The 13,375-nt window shown below is 67.0% G+C and carries 14 protein-coding genes and 1 riboswitch; of the genes, 4 read left to right on the top strand and 10 right to left on the bottom strand.

What is annotated here, in order from left to right:
* Nucleotide 1 precedes the first annotated feature (1 nt).
* From ACFVDO_RS14590 to ACFVDO_RS14580, 3 genes are all read right to left on the bottom strand, one after another.
* Complete coding sequence (locus ACFVDO_RS14590; RefSeq protein WP_378859947.1) at nucleotides 2-715, bottom strand: Asp/Glu racemase; 714 nt, start codon at nucleotides 713-715, stop codon at nucleotides 2-4.
* Nucleotides 712-2,151 carry a dihydroorotase family protein gene (locus ACFVDO_RS14585; protein ID WP_378859948.1) on the bottom strand — a complete coding sequence of 480 codons (1,440 nt, stop codon included), beginning with the start codon at nucleotides 2,149-2,151 and terminating at the stop codon, nucleotides 712-714. Before ACFVDO_RS14585 ends, ACFVDO_RS14590 begins: the two co-directional genes overlap by 4 nt.
* Before the next feature lie 79 nt (nucleotides 2,152-2,230).
* Nucleotides 2,231-2,947: a GntR family transcriptional regulator gene (locus tag ACFVDO_RS14580; protein WP_378859949.1), complete on the bottom strand. Its 717-nt coding sequence runs from the start codon at nucleotides 2,945-2,947 to the stop codon at nucleotides 2,231-2,233.
* 183 nt (nucleotides 2,948-3,130) lie between these two features.
* Here ACFVDO_RS14580 and ACFVDO_RS14575 point away from each other — a divergent pair, with 183 nt between their 5' ends.
* The 3 genes from ACFVDO_RS14575 to ACFVDO_RS14565 are packed head-to-tail and all read left to right on the top strand — an operon-like array spanning nucleotide 3,131 to nucleotide 6,428.
* Nucleotides 3,131-4,549 (top strand): MFS transporter, encoded by a 1,419-nt coding sequence (locus ACFVDO_RS14575; RefSeq protein ID WP_378859950.1) that lies wholly within the window; start codon nucleotides 3,131-3,133, stop codon nucleotides 4,547-4,549.
* Between the two features lie 27 nt (nucleotides 4,550-4,576).
* Nucleotides 4,577-6,046 (top strand): amidase, encoded by a 1,470-nt coding sequence (locus ACFVDO_RS14570; RefSeq protein ID WP_378859951.1) that lies wholly within the window; start codon nucleotides 4,577-4,579, stop codon nucleotides 6,044-6,046.
* Between the two features lie 4 nt (nucleotides 6,047-6,050).
* A complete protein-coding gene (locus ACFVDO_RS14565; protein ID WP_378859952.1) occupies nucleotides 6,051-6,428 on the top strand; it encodes a gamma-glutamylcyclotransferase in 378 nt (125 codons plus the stop codon).
* A gap of 137 nt (nucleotides 6,429-6,565) precedes the next feature.
* Here the strand turns inward: ACFVDO_RS14565 and ACFVDO_RS14560 are convergent, their stop codons facing one another.
* A complete protein-coding gene (locus tag ACFVDO_RS14560) occupies nucleotides 6,566-6,925 on the bottom strand; it encodes a DUF2510 domain-containing protein (protein ID WP_378859953.1) in 360 nt (119 codons plus the stop codon).
* 83 nt (nucleotides 6,926-7,008) lie between these two features.
* Nucleotides 7,009-7,126: riboswitch (SAM riboswitch) on the top strand.
* A gap of 42 nt (nucleotides 7,127-7,168) precedes the next feature.
* Between ACFVDO_RS14560 and ACFVDO_RS14555 the strand changes: the two genes are divergently transcribed.
* A complete protein-coding gene (locus tag ACFVDO_RS14555) occupies nucleotides 7,169-7,927 on the top strand; it encodes a hypothetical protein (protein WP_378859954.1) in 759 nt (252 codons plus the stop codon).
* A gap of 44 nt (nucleotides 7,928-7,971) precedes the next feature.
* Here ACFVDO_RS14555 and ACFVDO_RS14550 read toward each other — a convergent pair whose 3' ends face one another.
* The 6 genes from ACFVDO_RS14550 to ACFVDO_RS14525 all read right to left on the bottom strand — a co-directional run bounded on the left by ACFVDO_RS14550 (nucleotide 7,972) and on the right by ACFVDO_RS14525 (nucleotide 13,374).
* Nucleotides 7,972-9,087, bottom strand: coding sequence for an EcsC family protein (locus ACFVDO_RS14550; protein WP_378856440.1), 1,116 nt, complete (start codon nucleotides 9,085-9,087; stop codon nucleotides 7,972-7,974).
* Between the two features lie 47 nt (nucleotides 9,088-9,134).
* Nucleotides 9,135-9,554, bottom strand: a complete 420-nt coding sequence (locus ACFVDO_RS14545) for a hypothetical protein (protein WP_378856438.1) — start codon at nucleotides 9,552-9,554, stop codon at nucleotides 9,135-9,137.
* Nucleotides 9,554-10,231, bottom strand: coding sequence for a DUF433 domain-containing protein (locus tag ACFVDO_RS14540; protein WP_378856436.1), 678 nt, complete (start codon nucleotides 10,229-10,231; stop codon nucleotides 9,554-9,556). Before ACFVDO_RS14540 ends, ACFVDO_RS14545 begins: the two co-directional genes overlap by 1 nt.
* A gap of 69 nt (nucleotides 10,232-10,300) precedes the next feature.
* Complete coding sequence (locus ACFVDO_RS14535) at nucleotides 10,301-10,954, bottom strand: hypothetical protein (protein ID WP_378856434.1); 654 nt, start codon at nucleotides 10,952-10,954, stop codon at nucleotides 10,301-10,303.
* Between the two features lie 42 nt (nucleotides 10,955-10,996).
* The gene (locus ACFVDO_RS14530) at nucleotides 10,997-12,883 is read right to left on the bottom strand and encodes a DUF262 domain-containing protein (RefSeq protein WP_378856432.1); all 1,887 of its coding nucleotides are present in this window, start codon (nucleotides 12,881-12,883) and stop codon (nucleotides 10,997-10,999) included.
* A 68-nt stretch (nucleotides 12,884-12,951) separates the two neighbouring features.
* Nucleotides 12,952-13,374, bottom strand: a complete 423-nt coding sequence (locus ACFVDO_RS14525; protein ID WP_378856430.1) for a very short patch repair endonuclease — start codon at nucleotides 13,372-13,374, stop codon at nucleotides 12,952-12,954.
* Nucleotide 13,375: the final 1 nt, after the last annotated feature.

The raw sequence follows: 13,375 nt of genomic DNA, 5'->3' as shown, positions 1-13,375 counted from the left end.
CTCAGCCCGCGAGCGCCTTCCCCCACCGGGCGTCCAGCCCCGCCGCGCCGATCATGTCGAGGCACTTCCAGAGCGTGACGGCGACGGAGTCGTAGACGCGGGCTTCGGCGCCGGCCTCCAGCGACTCGACGATCGGGGCGCCGTAGAGGTTCGTGCACAGCACGGCCGTGCCCTGCACGCCGGCGTCGAAGGTCTGCTGCACGAGCGGCGCGAGTTCTTCGGGCAACACCCGCCCGAACGACTCGTTGTCCTCCAGACCGAGGTGCCGCTCGACGGTGACCTCGAGGCCGTGCCGGGCATACTCCGCCGCGACGCCGAGGTTCACGTCGGGTGTGTACGGCGTGACCAAACCCAGCTGCGTGACGCCGTTGCGCGCGAGCGCGTCGACGAGAGCGAGCGACGAGGTCGTCGCCGGGATGCCGGTGGCGGCGGTGATCGCGTCGGTGATGGCCTCGTCGTGCTCGAGCCCCAGCCACGACCCGGAGGTGCCGTTCCACGCGATGGCATCGACTTTGGCGGTGGCGAGCAGCTTGGCGGCATCCACCATGATCTGCTCGTCGAACTGCGCGTCGGCGTCGCCGTCGAGGGCGATGCGAGTGACCTCGATGCGGGCGAAGTGCACGGTGACGTCGGTGCGGTCGCCGAGCATCCGGTACGTCTGCGGCTCAAGACAGGTGTTCGAGGAGGGCACGATCATGCCGATGCGCCTGCTCATGCCGAGGCCGCCTCACGCGCGACGATCGACGAGGGCGACGTGGCGCCCGGGCGCTCCGAGAACGGCGCCTGGCCGATGTAGCGGCCCACGGGGCCCGGGTCGGCGAACTCGCCGGTATCCACCACGACGTGGCCGCCGCTGACGACGTAGCGCGGCCAGCCGGCCAGCTCCATGCCGTCGAACGGCGAGAAATCGCTGTCCTGGTGCAGGTCGGATGCCCGGACGACGCGACGGTCTTCCGGGTCGAACAGCACGATGTCGGCGTCGTTCCCGACGGCGACGGCGCCCTTGCGGTGCAGGCCGTTCACGCGCGCGGGGTTGGTAGAGAACAGGGCGACGAAGTCCTCGATGGGCAGCCCCTCCTCCAGCACCATGGCGGTGTAGCCGGCCGGCATCCGGGTGCCGGCGCCGGGCAGTCCGTGCGGCATGTGGCGCACGTCGTCGCTGTGCTCGCGCTTCTGCGCGAGGTCGTAGCTGGTGTGGTCCGAGGAGAGGGTGTCGACCAGGCCGCGGCGCACGCGCTCGCGCAGCCCCGCGACATCCGAAGAGCTGCGGAACGGCGGGCAGCAGGCGAACTTCTCCGGCGCTGAGCCGGCGTACACCGACTCGTCGTGCAGCAGGTAGTGCGGGCACACCTCCGAGAAGGCGTTCAGGCCGCGGCCACGCGCCTCGGCGACGGCATCCACCGCGGCCGGCGTGGACTGATGCACGAAGTAGACGGGGGCGCCGGTGTACTCGGCGACCGCGAGGATCTCGCGCACCGAGGCATCCTCCGAGATCTGCGGTCGGGACTCGTGCAGGTGCTCGATGCCGATCGCGCCGCGGTCGGCGCAGGCGGTGGTGCGGTCGTGGATGATGCCGTCGTGCTCGGAGTGGATGTAGGCGAGGCCGTCGAGGCGCACCATCTCGTGCAGGACCCGCACGATGGTGTCGTCGTCCGACATCGTGGAGCCGCGGTTGGTGGTGTACATCTTCACGGAGTGCACGCCGAGCTCCGCCATCCGCTCGAGCTGCGCCGAGGTGCTGTCGTCCCAGGTGATCACGGAGCCGTGCAGGGCGACGTCGCAGCGGGCGCCGTTCTCGGAGATGAGGCGGATCTTGCGCTCGAGGGCCTCGATCGGCGTCTGGCCGGTGCCGTCGGGGATGCCGAAGTCGATGATCGTGGTCGTGCCGCCGCGCAGTGCGGCCGAGGTGGTCGAGGCATAGGTGTCGAGCGACCGGTAGGCGCCCGTGGTCTGCTCGGCGTGGCAGTGCCCGTCGACGCCGCCGGGGATGGCGACGAGTCCGTTCGCGTCGATGGTGCGGACGGCGTCGGGCACGACGGCATCCGGCGCGAGCAGCGCGGTGACGGTGCCGTCCTCGATTCCGATGGATGCGCGCACGGCGCCGTCGGCGTTGACGATCGTCGCGTTGGTGATGAGGAGGTCGAAGGTCATGGTGACTCCGCTCAGGTCAGGTGGGGCTCCCGGCAGTGCGGCGATCGACATCGATCACCGCTTGGGATCCCAACTGACGTTAGCTGGCCGAATCGGCTGCGTCAACACCGGATGCCGGAGAACCGGCATCCTGCCCCTCGTCGAACAGGAACTTCATCGTGTAGGCGCGGTAGGCGAGCACGTGCGAACGGGCGAGGGTCGCCGCCCATTCCCCGTCGCCCGAGGTGACGGCCTCGGCGATTCTGGCGTGCTCGTCGACCACGTATCCCACGTCGGAGACCTGCCGGAACAGCCAGTGCAGCCGCCCGACGACCGGGGCGAGCATCTGCTGCAGCGTGACGTTGCCCGACAGCTCAAGCAGCTCGTCGTGGAAGCGGGCGTTGGCCTCGTGCGCGGCCTCGATGTCACCGCGCGCCACAGCGTCCCTTGCGTCGGCGATCGTCTGCGCGAGATGGTTCGGCTCGCCCGCCCTGATGCGGATCGCGGCCTCTCGCGTGGCCACGGATTCGAGGGCCTCGCGGATCGTGTAGAGGTCGAGCACCTGCTGCTTGGTGAGCGAGCTGACGACGAGCCCGCGCGACTCCAGCGAATCGACGAGTCCCTCCCGCTGCAGCACCCGCAGCGCCTCCCGCACCGGATGCCGCGACACCCCGAACTGCTCGGCGAGCTCACGCTCGACCAGGCGCTCGCCGTCGGTCAGCCGGCCGTCGAAGATCTGCGCGCGGATCTCCTCGGCGACGATGTCTCGCATCGGCCTGTCGTTCTGGTACAGCCGCGTCGATGCATTCTTCGACATGCCCCCCACCTTTCCCTCCGTGATCCCAGATTATCCGTGCGATTTGGTTTGGGACCGTTGACACGCATTTGGGATCCCGTTACTGTGTCGAAGCACGGGATCCCAAACGCCCTCGATCCCGCATCCAATCGGCCACCCGCCGTTTCCCTAGCTCGAAGACGCGCATAGGAAGGCGCCACCCTCATGAACCTGCCCACGCAGCAACCCGAGGCGACGACAGACGTCGCCAAAGCCCTGGACAAGATCGGCCTGACCAGGGCGCACAAGATCATTCTCATCGTCGTCATGCTCGGCGGCTTCTTCGATGTGTTCGAACAGAACGCCGCGGCGGTCACCGGCCCCGCGCTGAAGGATGCCTGGGGCCTGACAGCCACGAACGTCAGCCTGATCGCGTTCACGACGTTCATCTCCATGGTCGTGGGCGGCATCGCCACCGGCATCCTGGCCGACCGAGCCGGACGCAAGACGCTGTTCGCCTTCAACCTGGCCATCTACAGCGTGGGTGGGCTGATCTGCGCGTTCTCGCCCGACTTCGGCTGGCTGCTGGTCGGCCGCGTGATCGTCGGGCTCGCACTCGGCGGCGAGCTGACGATCGCCCTGCCGTACTTGTCCGAGCTGATGCCGACCCGGTTCCGCGGCACTGCGGTGTCGCTGTTCAACTTCGGCGCCGGCGGTCTCGGCAACCCGATCTCGTTCCTGTTCGGTGCGCTGATCATGGGCGTACTCGGCCCGGTGCTGGCGAACCTCGGCGGCGCATGGCGCTGGTACTACGGCCTGCTGGCCCTGCCTGCTCTGCTGGTGCTCTACATCCGGCGCCACCTGCCCGAGACCCCGCGCTTCCTGGTGTCGCGCGGCAAGATCTCCGAGGCCAACGAGGCGCTCGCCCGGCTCGACACCGGCAACCTGCGCACCATCCCGGCCGCTCAGGTGCCGGAGTACCTGCCCGCCGACACCGCGTCGATCGCGCTGCACACCGGCAAGCACTCGCTGTGGAGCGACCTGAAGCTGCTGTTCACCGGCCGCTACCTGCGCAACACCCTGACCGTCGGCATCGCGTCGTTCGTGTCATTCGGTGCTCACGTCGGCGTGCTGACGATGGTTCCGCTGATCCTCATCGAGCGCGGCTTCGACATCGGCTCCAGTCTGGGCTTCACTGCGGCCATGCAGGCCGGTGCTCTCGCCGGCGCGCTCGCCTCGGCCTGGACCAGCCGTCGCTTCCCGCGCCGCATGGTGATGCTGGTCGCCGGATCGATGGCCGGCCTGTTCGGACTGCTTTTCGGCCTGCTGGGCACGAGCGTGTTCCTGATCATCACGTTCGGCATCCTGTTCAACTTCTTCGTGATGCTGTCGAACACGACGATCTGGGCCTGGGCTCCCGAGCTGTTCCCGACCCGGGTGCGCGCCACCGGTACCGGCATCATCGTCAACGGCGGGATGCTGGGACAGGCGATCCTTCCGGTCATCGCGGCCGGGGTGTTCACCTCGATGGGTGTCGGGCCGATGTTCACGATGATCGCGCTGCTGTTCGCCGCCCTGGTCGTGCTGAGCCTGCTGGCTCCCGAGACCCAGGGGCGCAGCCTCGAGGAGATGCACGGCGAGTGAGCCGCGCCTCGCACTGAAAGGAACACGATGTCTTCTCTGATGTCCCTCACCGCCACCGAGCTGGCGAGCCGGCTCCGCGCCAGGGAGGTCACCGCACGGGATGCGGTGGATGCCTCGCTCGCCCGCATCGCCGAGCGCGACCCGCACCTGCACGCGTTCATCCGCGTGGATGCCGAGGCGGCCGCCGCCGCGGCATCCGCTCTGGATCGGGTGCCGGCGGGCGAGCGCGGCCCGCTGCACGGCGTGCCGGTGTCGGTGAAGGACGTCACGGATGTCGCGGGCATGCCCACAACGCACGGGTCGCTGCTGTCGGACACGGAGCCCGCCGCGGCGGATGATGTGTCGACGGCGCGACTGCGTGCGGCGGGTGCCGTGATCGTCGGGAAGACGAACACCCCGGAGTTCGGGTTCGGCGCGGTGTGCACGAACAGGATCTGCGGTCCGACGCGCAACCCGCACGACCTGTCGCTCACCTCTGGTGGGTCGAGCGGCGGGTCGGCGGTCGCTGTCGCGGCAGAGCTGACGTCGCTCGCGCAGGGCGCCGACTTCGGCGGCAGCGTTCGCACGCCGGCGGGCTTCACCGGCACGGTGGGCTTCCGGCCGACGCCGGGGCGCATCCCCGAGCCCGGTCGCCCGCTGGCGTGGAACGCGCTGGCGACGCAGGGCGTACTGGCGCGGACGGTGGATGATGCCGCCCTGATGGCCGCCGTGATGAGCGGACCGGATGCCCGGGACCCGCTCTCCCTGCTCGGGGCGCCCGCGATCGACGCATCCGATCGTTCGCTGGTCCCAGTCGGTGGCGTACGCGTCGCGGCGAGCGCGACGCTGGACGGCTCGTACCGGATCGACCCCGAGGTGCGGTCGCGGTTCGCCCGTGCAGTGGATCAGGTGTCGGGCATCCTGGGCGGTGTCGACGAGACCGGCCCGTCGACGGCGGGCGCCGAGGGCGCGTTCCGCACGCTGCGGGCCGCGCAGAGCTGGGCCGCGCACGATGATCGGGTGACGCGGTTCCCCGAGCAGCTGACGGAGTCGTTCGTGTGGAACGTGCGGCAGGGCCAGAGCATCACGGCGGAGGAGTACCTGTCGGCGCAGGCGACGCGCAGCTCCGTGTACCGCCGATTCCGGGCGTTCTTCGACGAGTACGACGTGCTGATCCTGCCGACGGCGAGCGTGATGCCGTTCCCGAATGAGCAGGGCGAGGTGGAGTGGATCGACGGCGTCGCGACGACGTCGATCATCGACTACCTGGCGTGCACGTTCCTCATCTCTCTCGTGGGCTTCCCGGCGATCTCGATCCCGGCTCCGAGCCTGCCCGGCGAGCTGCCCTTCGGCCTCCAGCTCGTCGCGCGTCCGTACGACGAGGCCACGCTGCTGCGCGTCGCGCGCACCCTCGAAGCCGGGGGTTTCGCGTACACCGCGCCGCGGGCGATCGAAAGCGCGCTGTCGGCTGTGCCGGCGGCCGGGTTGTCGGCCGCTCAGGCGGCCGGAGGAAGGTGAATCAATGAAGGTCAGGATGTTCGTGAACGGGCAGGCCATGTCTGGAGGGTCGCTCAACGACGCGCTCTCGGAGGCGCAGCTGGTGGGCCGGTTCCGCACGGCACCGCGGTACCGGTTCTTCAACGTGCGGGACGAGTTCCCGGCGCTGTACCCGGTGGCATCGGGTGGGTCGTCCGTCTCGGGCGAGATCTACGAGGTGGAGGATGCTGTGCTGCGCGAGAAGCTGCTGCCGCGGGAGCCTCGGGAGCTGGAGCTGACGTTGATCGAACTCGAGGACGGAAGCGGCTCGCTGTGCATGAGGCTGCGCGAGGAGTGGGTGGGCCACGAAGACCTCACCGACATCAGCGAGCACGGAGACTGGCGGCTGGTGGGCGCCCGCTGACCGCCCGGGACGCCGCCCGGAGTGATGCCCGGGTGGGCGGGCCCGAACGGACCCCGTGACCGAGGAAGACGGTTGCGGGGTCCGTTTATCGTGCGCGTCAGGTTAGCTTCTCGAACACCATCGTCGCCTGGATGCGGTCACCTCCGCCGAACCCGCTGCTGCCGGATGCTGCCGGATGCTGCCGTGGAGATCGTGTGCAGGCGATAGCCGAGCGATGCCTGCTTGTTGATCACCTTCTCGAGCTCCGTGAGGTTGCCGGAGCCGGTGCCCCAGAACTTCTCCTTGAGCACGACCTGCAGCACGACGTAGCTCATGCCCTGCGGTGCCGGACGCGGCTGGGCGCCGGCCTCGGCATCCGCCTTGGCCCTGTTGACGAACCCGTCGAAGCCGGGCTCCTTCGGGGGCGGAGGCTGGATCTGGTCGGTCCAGTGCTGGCCGTCCCACCAGCGCATCGCGCCGGATCCGTCGTCGTACCAGCCCGCTTGTGCGTCGGACATCAGATCCTCCCTCTCCCGTGGTCGTCCCTCGGATGCTACGGGTTTCGGAGGGCGTCCCCGCCCTCTGCTACTGTCCTTCTCAGGTTCAAGAGCTGCAGTCATCGGTACCTGGCCGGCTGCACGGCAACCCTCCTTCATCGAGCGGGGTGCCCCAGGGGAAGAACCGGTCCGGCGCGATCGCGTGCGGGCAAGTCGATGGGCGGGTGCTGTGAGCGCCGCCCTTCTCCTGAAGGGATACGAGCAATGGATTCTCAGCACGATGAGCGCACCGGTGGCGACGGATGGCCGGCTGACGAACACCCGATCTTCATTGACGCCGGGGGCGGGCACGTCCAGCCGTCGGCGCCGGTGAACGACAGGCTCGGCGCGCGCCGCCGGCTCACGCCGGGCGCGACGATACGCACGGATGCCGGGGGCGCGGAGTTCGCGACGACATGGGCCGAGGTTCTCGGCGAGAAGCCGACGGATGCCGATCGGTGGGAGTACGCGGTCGAGGAGCCGCAGCCCGAGGAGGACCCATCTGTGTCGGGGGTCCTGCCTCTCGATGTCGCGCTGGAACGTGTGCGGCTGACGCCGGGTGCGCGCCTTCGACGGCGCGCCGACGGGCGCTGGCAGATCGCGCCGACGCCGTTCCCGATGCTCGCGAAGTCGGGCTGGGGCGAACTGGAAGCCGACAGGCACGCCTGGCACGCGGCGATGAACGAGTTCGGGCCCAGCTACAGAGGCATCTACAGCTGGATGGGCGGCCTGGATGCCGTGCCGCACGCGTGGATCGAGTTCGCCCGTCGCGCCGCTGCCGCGAGCTTCACGCCGAACGCGTATCGGATGCTGGGAACCGCGCATCTGGCGTGGGGCGCACGCGCAGCGAGCGGGACTTGGATGGGTCAGCGCGAGATCCCGGCACTGGCGTCGATCGAGGTTTGGGCGCCGTTCCCGGGTTTGCTCGAGGAGGGGCTGAGTCCGCTGGAGGCGATCGGGAGGGTCGTGCGGGTCACGCGGTGAAGCGACGGAGGGGCGCCGGGTGTGCGGCGCCCCTCCGTCCGCCGTCACCCGAGCTCCGGACCTCCTGCGTCTGCAACCTCGCGAAGCACACTGATGGTCTCATCCGCATCGTCGGCGGCTTCCGCCGTGACCGACACGGGCACTTCCTCGTCTGCGAGCGACGGATACTTCTCAAGTAGGAAGCGCCGACGGTAGGCGATGTTTGCAGCGTCGACGATGGCCTCAAGCGTGGTCCAGTTGAACGTGCTGCCGAGGAGGATCCCGGCCACAGGCACGACTTTGCCCAGGGACTGCTTCGTGAAGCGCACGCCGAACGCCTTCGCGAACTGCTTCGACACTTGAGAGACGACCGATTTGTCGAGGACGCTCCAAAGCTTGCCGCGCACCAACGCTTGAGTGAGTCGCGAGACATCGGCCATCGCGGCGGTCTTCGCCGTGGCCGACAGCGCTGTGCCGGCGTTCACCACCGACATGATGAACAGCTTCTCGGCGGCGTCTTCCGGGTCATAGCCGTAGTTCAGGGATACCTGGCCGACGCAGCGCGATGCTAGGCCGAGCACGATAGTTGCATCGCCGACCATTGCGCCCGCAATGACCACCCCCGAAGGCGCTGCGGCGACACCCCCAGATACGGGGACAGCGAACTCCCCACCGGTGATCAGGAAGCCTGCACCAGCGCCGGAGAGCGCGGCCGCGGCCGGGTAGTACCAACTTGCCGCACGTCCATGCACGAGATCGACCTGCTTCAGGTCGAGGCGGCGCACGTCGGCGAGCTCGCTCACGTCGTGACCGCGCTTCTGATGCAGCTTGACCACCCGTGCCGGCGAGAGCGCCACGCGAGAAACTCGACCGACACTGCGCCGCATAGAGTCGAAGGCAGCTCCGCTCCAGTCAGTTACGCCGTCGGGGATCGCCGAGACTGCCTTCTTCGCTCCCGCGCCCACAACCTGCGCCGTCTTGACGACCGCGCCCTGCCCTTTAGCAACGGCGGAATGTGTTTTCGGGTGGTTATCCAAGAACCTCGACGACTGCGCACCGACTGCCGAGAGGCCAAGCGTGATCTGCTCGCCCGCTCCGTGCATCACTCGAGAGAGCGGACGTCCTTTGAAGCGCTGCACGTCGCGCCACGCGGCGAGCTCATACTCGGAGGGTTCAGCCATTCCGCAAGAGTAGCGGTCACCACGGACGCCACTGTAAACGCAGGATGTCACCCCTCGGACAACCCGAGCGGCCGTACCCCTGACGGTGACATTGCAAGCGCCCACGGCCCCGGGCCGAGCTTGATGATTTCGCGGCGAAGCCGGGCCTCGAGCTTGAGGAACATGTCCACTTGGTCCTGAGGCCGAAGATCCTGCTTGGCGCCGACCCACACCGAGCGGATTCCGTGCTCCCGATAGGCGCGAAGCTCTGCAGGCCGCGTACGGATGCGCCGGTCGCGCGTCACGACGATCATGCCGAGTCGGCCGACGATCGGCATCCACTCGAGGTCCAGGCTGCCGAGCGGCACCTCGGCAAGATCCGGATGCCCGGGAAACAGGATGTCCTCGCGCCCAGCTCGACGCATGAGCTTGCCCATGCCCAGCGCGTTCTCGTCGGTGAAGTACACCGGGGAGAACGCGGCAGACATCATGCTGCCCGGTCGCTGCCCGTGATCAATTCGAACCGGATGGCTTCATCGACCTGCGAAGCTGTCAGGTCGTACAGTTCTGCGATCTCGTCGCGCGTGGAACCTGCACGGAAGTCTTCTGCGAGAACCTCGGTGCGGACGTTCCGGATCGCGGGCTGGCCGAAGGTGCGAGCCGGGTCCATCGTGACGAACGGGGTTCGGTTGTCGGGCCGAAACCTACCGACGACACCTGCTTCGTATTCGACGGCCTCGCTGAAACGCTCGGTCGCCTCCGCCATCATCAATTGACCGTTGCGGACGACCACGAGCTGCAAGGGCCGTTCGAGCCCGACCTTTGCCTGCACGACCCGCACGAGCTCGCGACCTTCCACATCGAGGAACGGATGCGCGTGCGCGAGCGGGTACTGACCGAACTCCTCGCGCAGCAGCTCGATGGCCGGTCGAAGCTTCTGCACGGAGACTTCGCGGCTGCGGAACTCGGCGAGCAGGCGCGCTTCCACCATCTCGCCCCACGTGACGACGTCATCGCCGGTGGGCGCGTCTCGAAGCACAGGGTCGTAGAATTTCCCAGAGCGCGAGTACCCCTCAAGCCACCGCTTCGATGTGCCCGCGTGCAGGCCGACCAGCCGATCGACATCTCCATAGGAGTAGATCGCACGGTCGAGCAGGGATTCCATGGGTCAATCATGGCACCAGCCTTCGACACGTTCTCGGAGGCTGTGGATGAATCTGTCGCCCCAGCCCGATCAGCAGTAGTCGCAGACTCCACTCGGCGGTAGCACCATTCCGCATCCGGGAGTCGGGCACAGGTTCACGGCTTCCTCGTGCTGTCGCCGGCGGCCGTCGCCTCCGCGGCGCCCGCCGTTGTATGGCAGGGTAATCCGGTTGATCGTGCGATCCGCGTTGCGGATGTGGATGTAGCCGATGTGAATCCACGCGTCCGGGCTCGTCGCGCCATGCGGCACCAGGGCGATGTAGCTCTTCGCAGGCGGTAGGTAGTACTCGCCGATGTCACGTCCGGTCACGAACTCGCGGACCGCGGGGAGGTTCTCGACCGGAAGACGGAACTCCTTCAGCGCGGCCTCGAGCGAGTCGAAGGTCTGCCGCCTGGCATCCGGGTCGAGACCCTCGATCGAGTAGCCGAGCTGCGCGAGGCGGGCCGCTGCTCCGGTCTTCCCGCCGGAGAACTCGTCGTTGGCGAGCGGTGTTCCGTGCTGGTTGCCGTAGGCGACGCCGAAGATCACCTTGGAGTCGTACACACCGTCGTCGGTGACGAGGAAGTACTCGGTCGCCTCTCCGAAACCGTACTTCTCAAGGAAGGCGAACCGGCCGATCCGATCGAATTCGGCGATGGCTTCATCGACCGCGTTCGGGTCGGTAAGGGATGAGTAGGAAACCATGCCCGAATGCTATCGGCGGGCACGGACACCCGGCATCCGCGCTCACACTAGGGCGTCAACGTCCTCGGAGACAGCCTCGTCGATGAAGTCTTCTTCCTCATCGTTCGCGCTCTCCGGAACGACCCGCTGTCCCGTTGCCTCCTCGATCAGAGCGACCAACTCGGCCTGGCGGCTTGCCATGAACGCGTTGTAATCGTCCGCGCGAACGGCAGCGACGTCAATGAGATGCGTACGAAGACGCCCATCGAGTTCGTCCGGGACCGACGCGTCGTCCGCGTGTTCCAACTTCGAGAGGTACTCCGACGGGGCATCCCCACCGATGATGCGGTTCGTCCGCGCCGAAAGCGGCGTCTTGTTGATTATCGAGTCGTAGCTTTCCCGCGGGATCCCCGCGTGGCGGCACCACGCCTGGGGGAAGATGTGGTGGATGTCAACATTCTCATCGAAGAAGACGGTGTTGGTGAATGGCTGTCCGGTTCGGAAGTCCTGAGCGCCCTTCCGCATCAGAAGCGCATTCAACCCTTTGTATGCTGCGGACTGCCGAGCGCGTAGCGTCCAAAGTCGATCGGCTCGGAAAGTCGCATCGTGCACCGTAGCTGGTTCGGGCCCGCCATCGATCCATGAAAGAACTTCAGTGAAGTCCCGCGCGACCCGTGTCTCCGTCGACGAGCCGTAAAGCTCTCCGAACACGCCGCTCCAGAACCATCGCGTGAGTTTCTGGTGCACGCCCGAGGCCTCGGCCCGCTGACCGAGCTCAGCCAGGATCGCCGCGAGAGGTACGACCTGGCTTTGGTAAGGCAGGTCGTACACCCTGAAGATACCGAGCCCGATCAGGAACTTGGCTGCCGCGATGAGGCCGGCCTCCGCGTGCTCCTGGTATTCGAGGTACGCGGAAAGCGGGAGATTAAGCAGCGTCTGGCGTTTGACTGACACCTGCGGTAGTTCCCGTCCCGTCCGCCCGGTCTCGGAAGCGCCGACACGAAGGTCCCGCGTATGGAAGAGAGCGATGATCTGCAGGAAGTCGGTGTTACCGACCCCGCTGAGCACACCCGCATTCGCCGACGGCATCCGCAGCACCTCACGCAACCGCGCCTGGCGACCGACACCGATGTCATCGCCGTACCAATCTCGACGCAGCTCATGGCCATCTGCCGCGTACATCGCGGTGATCAGCTCGAACGCGTCCAGCGCTTTGCCTCCGGTGTTGACCTTCTCGAAGACCACGCACACTGCTTCCTTCGAGGTGTCCTTCCCAAGTTCAATAACCGGCAGAAGGTAGTTCGTGAACTGTTCGATCACGTCATGGCGGAAGCGTTCCATGCGCCGCAGCGCAGTGATCACATCTCCCGCATGCGCGGTGAGATAGCCCTGGTGCCAGTCGTCCCACTTCAGGAGCTGGTTCACGGGAAACATCTCAGCCGCAATCTCTGCCTCACGCGAGGACACATCGAGCTCGATTACACGGCCGAACTCTCTTGTGATCCGTTTCGACTCTGGAACGATCACAATCGCCTCATCGCGATCCTCGTCCGGGTCCAGCGCCTTCTCGATATCAATGTAGAACCAGCGGTTCACTCGCTGCTTCCGCGGCGTGACGGTCTTGATAACCTCACCCCGCAGCAGGACCTGAAACAGAGAAGTGATTCGCTGCTGACCGTCCAAGAGCAATGAGTCTGGGGTGACGTGCTTGGTGGATGCAGCAGCGCCTTCGACCGGTCGCGGCCGAAAACTCACGTCCCCGCCGGTCTCAAGGGTCATGACTGCGCCGACCGGGAAGCCACGAGAAATGGACGAGATCAACCCGCGGATACGCTCTTCATCCCACACCCAGGACCGCTGGAAGTCTGGCAACTGCAACGCACCCGACTGCGCGTCGCTGAGTAGTTTCGTCAGGTGGATCGGGGATGCCGTGAACATCGAACCGGGCATGTTTCAACCTCTCCATCGCTTTCCAGATCACGATAGCTGGCGGAGTTCACAAGTGGGCACTCGCAGATCTACGCTGTCGCATTCCTCACAGCGTGTTCGATGCGTTCCGCGACCTGGGCAGCCGGCTCGTGCTCCCAGAACCGCAGGACCTGCCACCCTGCTTCCTCGAGTCGTAGGTCGGTGTCCCTGTCCCGTGCGACGTTCGCTGCGAGCTTCGGGCCCCAGTAATCAGCATTACGTTTCGGCGCCGTGGCGTGAACCGGGCATCCATGCCAGAAACAGCCATCGATGAAGACGGCAATCCGTGCGCGAGTGAAGACGATGTCGGCTCGCCGCCGCAATCCTGGAACGGGTGCGTAGTCCACGCGATAGCGGAGGCCTCGTGAGTGCAATGCCCGGCGCACGGCCATCTCCGCCGAGGTGTCACGACGTTTGTTCGCCAGCATCGACTTCCTCGTTCCTTCAGACGAGGCCCAGGAGTCGTTCGTCACC

Origin of the sequence: Microbacterium sp. NPDC057741, assembly GCF_042798735.1 — a bacterium.
Classification (GTDB): Bacteria; Actinomycetota; Actinomycetes; order Actinomycetales; family Microbacteriaceae; genus Microbacterium.
Note: the sequence above shows the minus strand (reverse complement) of the source record. Positions and strands in the feature narration are given on the sequence as shown.

Coding starts and splice junctions, on each gene's coding strand:
- ACFVDO_RS14590 (WP_378859947.1), bottom strand. CDS start 715: ATGAGCAGGCGCATCGGCATGATCGTGCCCTCCTCGAACACCTGTCTT.
- ACFVDO_RS14585 (WP_378859948.1), bottom strand. CDS start 2,151: ATGACCTTCGACCTCCTCATCACCAACGCGACGATCGTCAACGCCGAC.
- ACFVDO_RS14580 (WP_378859949.1), bottom strand. CDS start 2,947: ATGTCGAAGAATGCATCGACGCGGCTGTACCAGAACGACAGGCCGATG.
- ACFVDO_RS14575 (WP_378859950.1), top strand. CDS start 3,131: ATGAACCTGCCCACGCAGCAACCCGAGGCGACGACAGACGTCGCCAAA.
- ACFVDO_RS14570 (WP_378859951.1), top strand. CDS start 4,577: ATGTCTTCTCTGATGTCCCTCACCGCCACCGAGCTGGCGAGCCGGCTC.
- ACFVDO_RS14565 (WP_378859952.1), top strand. CDS start 6,051: ATGAAGGTCAGGATGTTCGTGAACGGGCAGGCCATGTCTGGAGGGTCG.
- ACFVDO_RS14560 (WP_378859953.1), bottom strand. CDS start 6,925: ATGTCCGACGCACAAGCGGGCTGGTACGACGACGGATCCGGCGCGATG.
- ACFVDO_RS14555 (WP_378859954.1), top strand. CDS start 7,169: ATGGATTCTCAGCACGATGAGCGCACCGGTGGCGACGGATGGCCGGCT.
- ACFVDO_RS14550 (WP_378856440.1), bottom strand. CDS start 9,087: ATGGCTGAACCCTCCGAGTATGAGCTCGCCGCGTGGCGCGACGTGCAG.
- ACFVDO_RS14545 (WP_378856438.1), bottom strand. CDS start 9,554: ATGTCTGCCGCGTTCTCCCCGGTGTACTTCACCGACGAGAACGCGCTG.
- ACFVDO_RS14540 (WP_378856436.1), bottom strand. CDS start 10,231: ATGGAATCCCTGCTCGACCGTGCGATCTACTCCTATGGAGATGTCGAT.
- ACFVDO_RS14535 (WP_378856434.1), bottom strand. CDS start 10,954: ATGGTTTCCTACTCATCCCTTACCGACCCGAACGCGGTCGATGAAGCC.
- ACFVDO_RS14530 (WP_378856432.1), bottom strand. CDS start 12,883: ATGCCCGGTTCGATGTTCACGGCATCCCCGATCCACCTGACGAAACTA.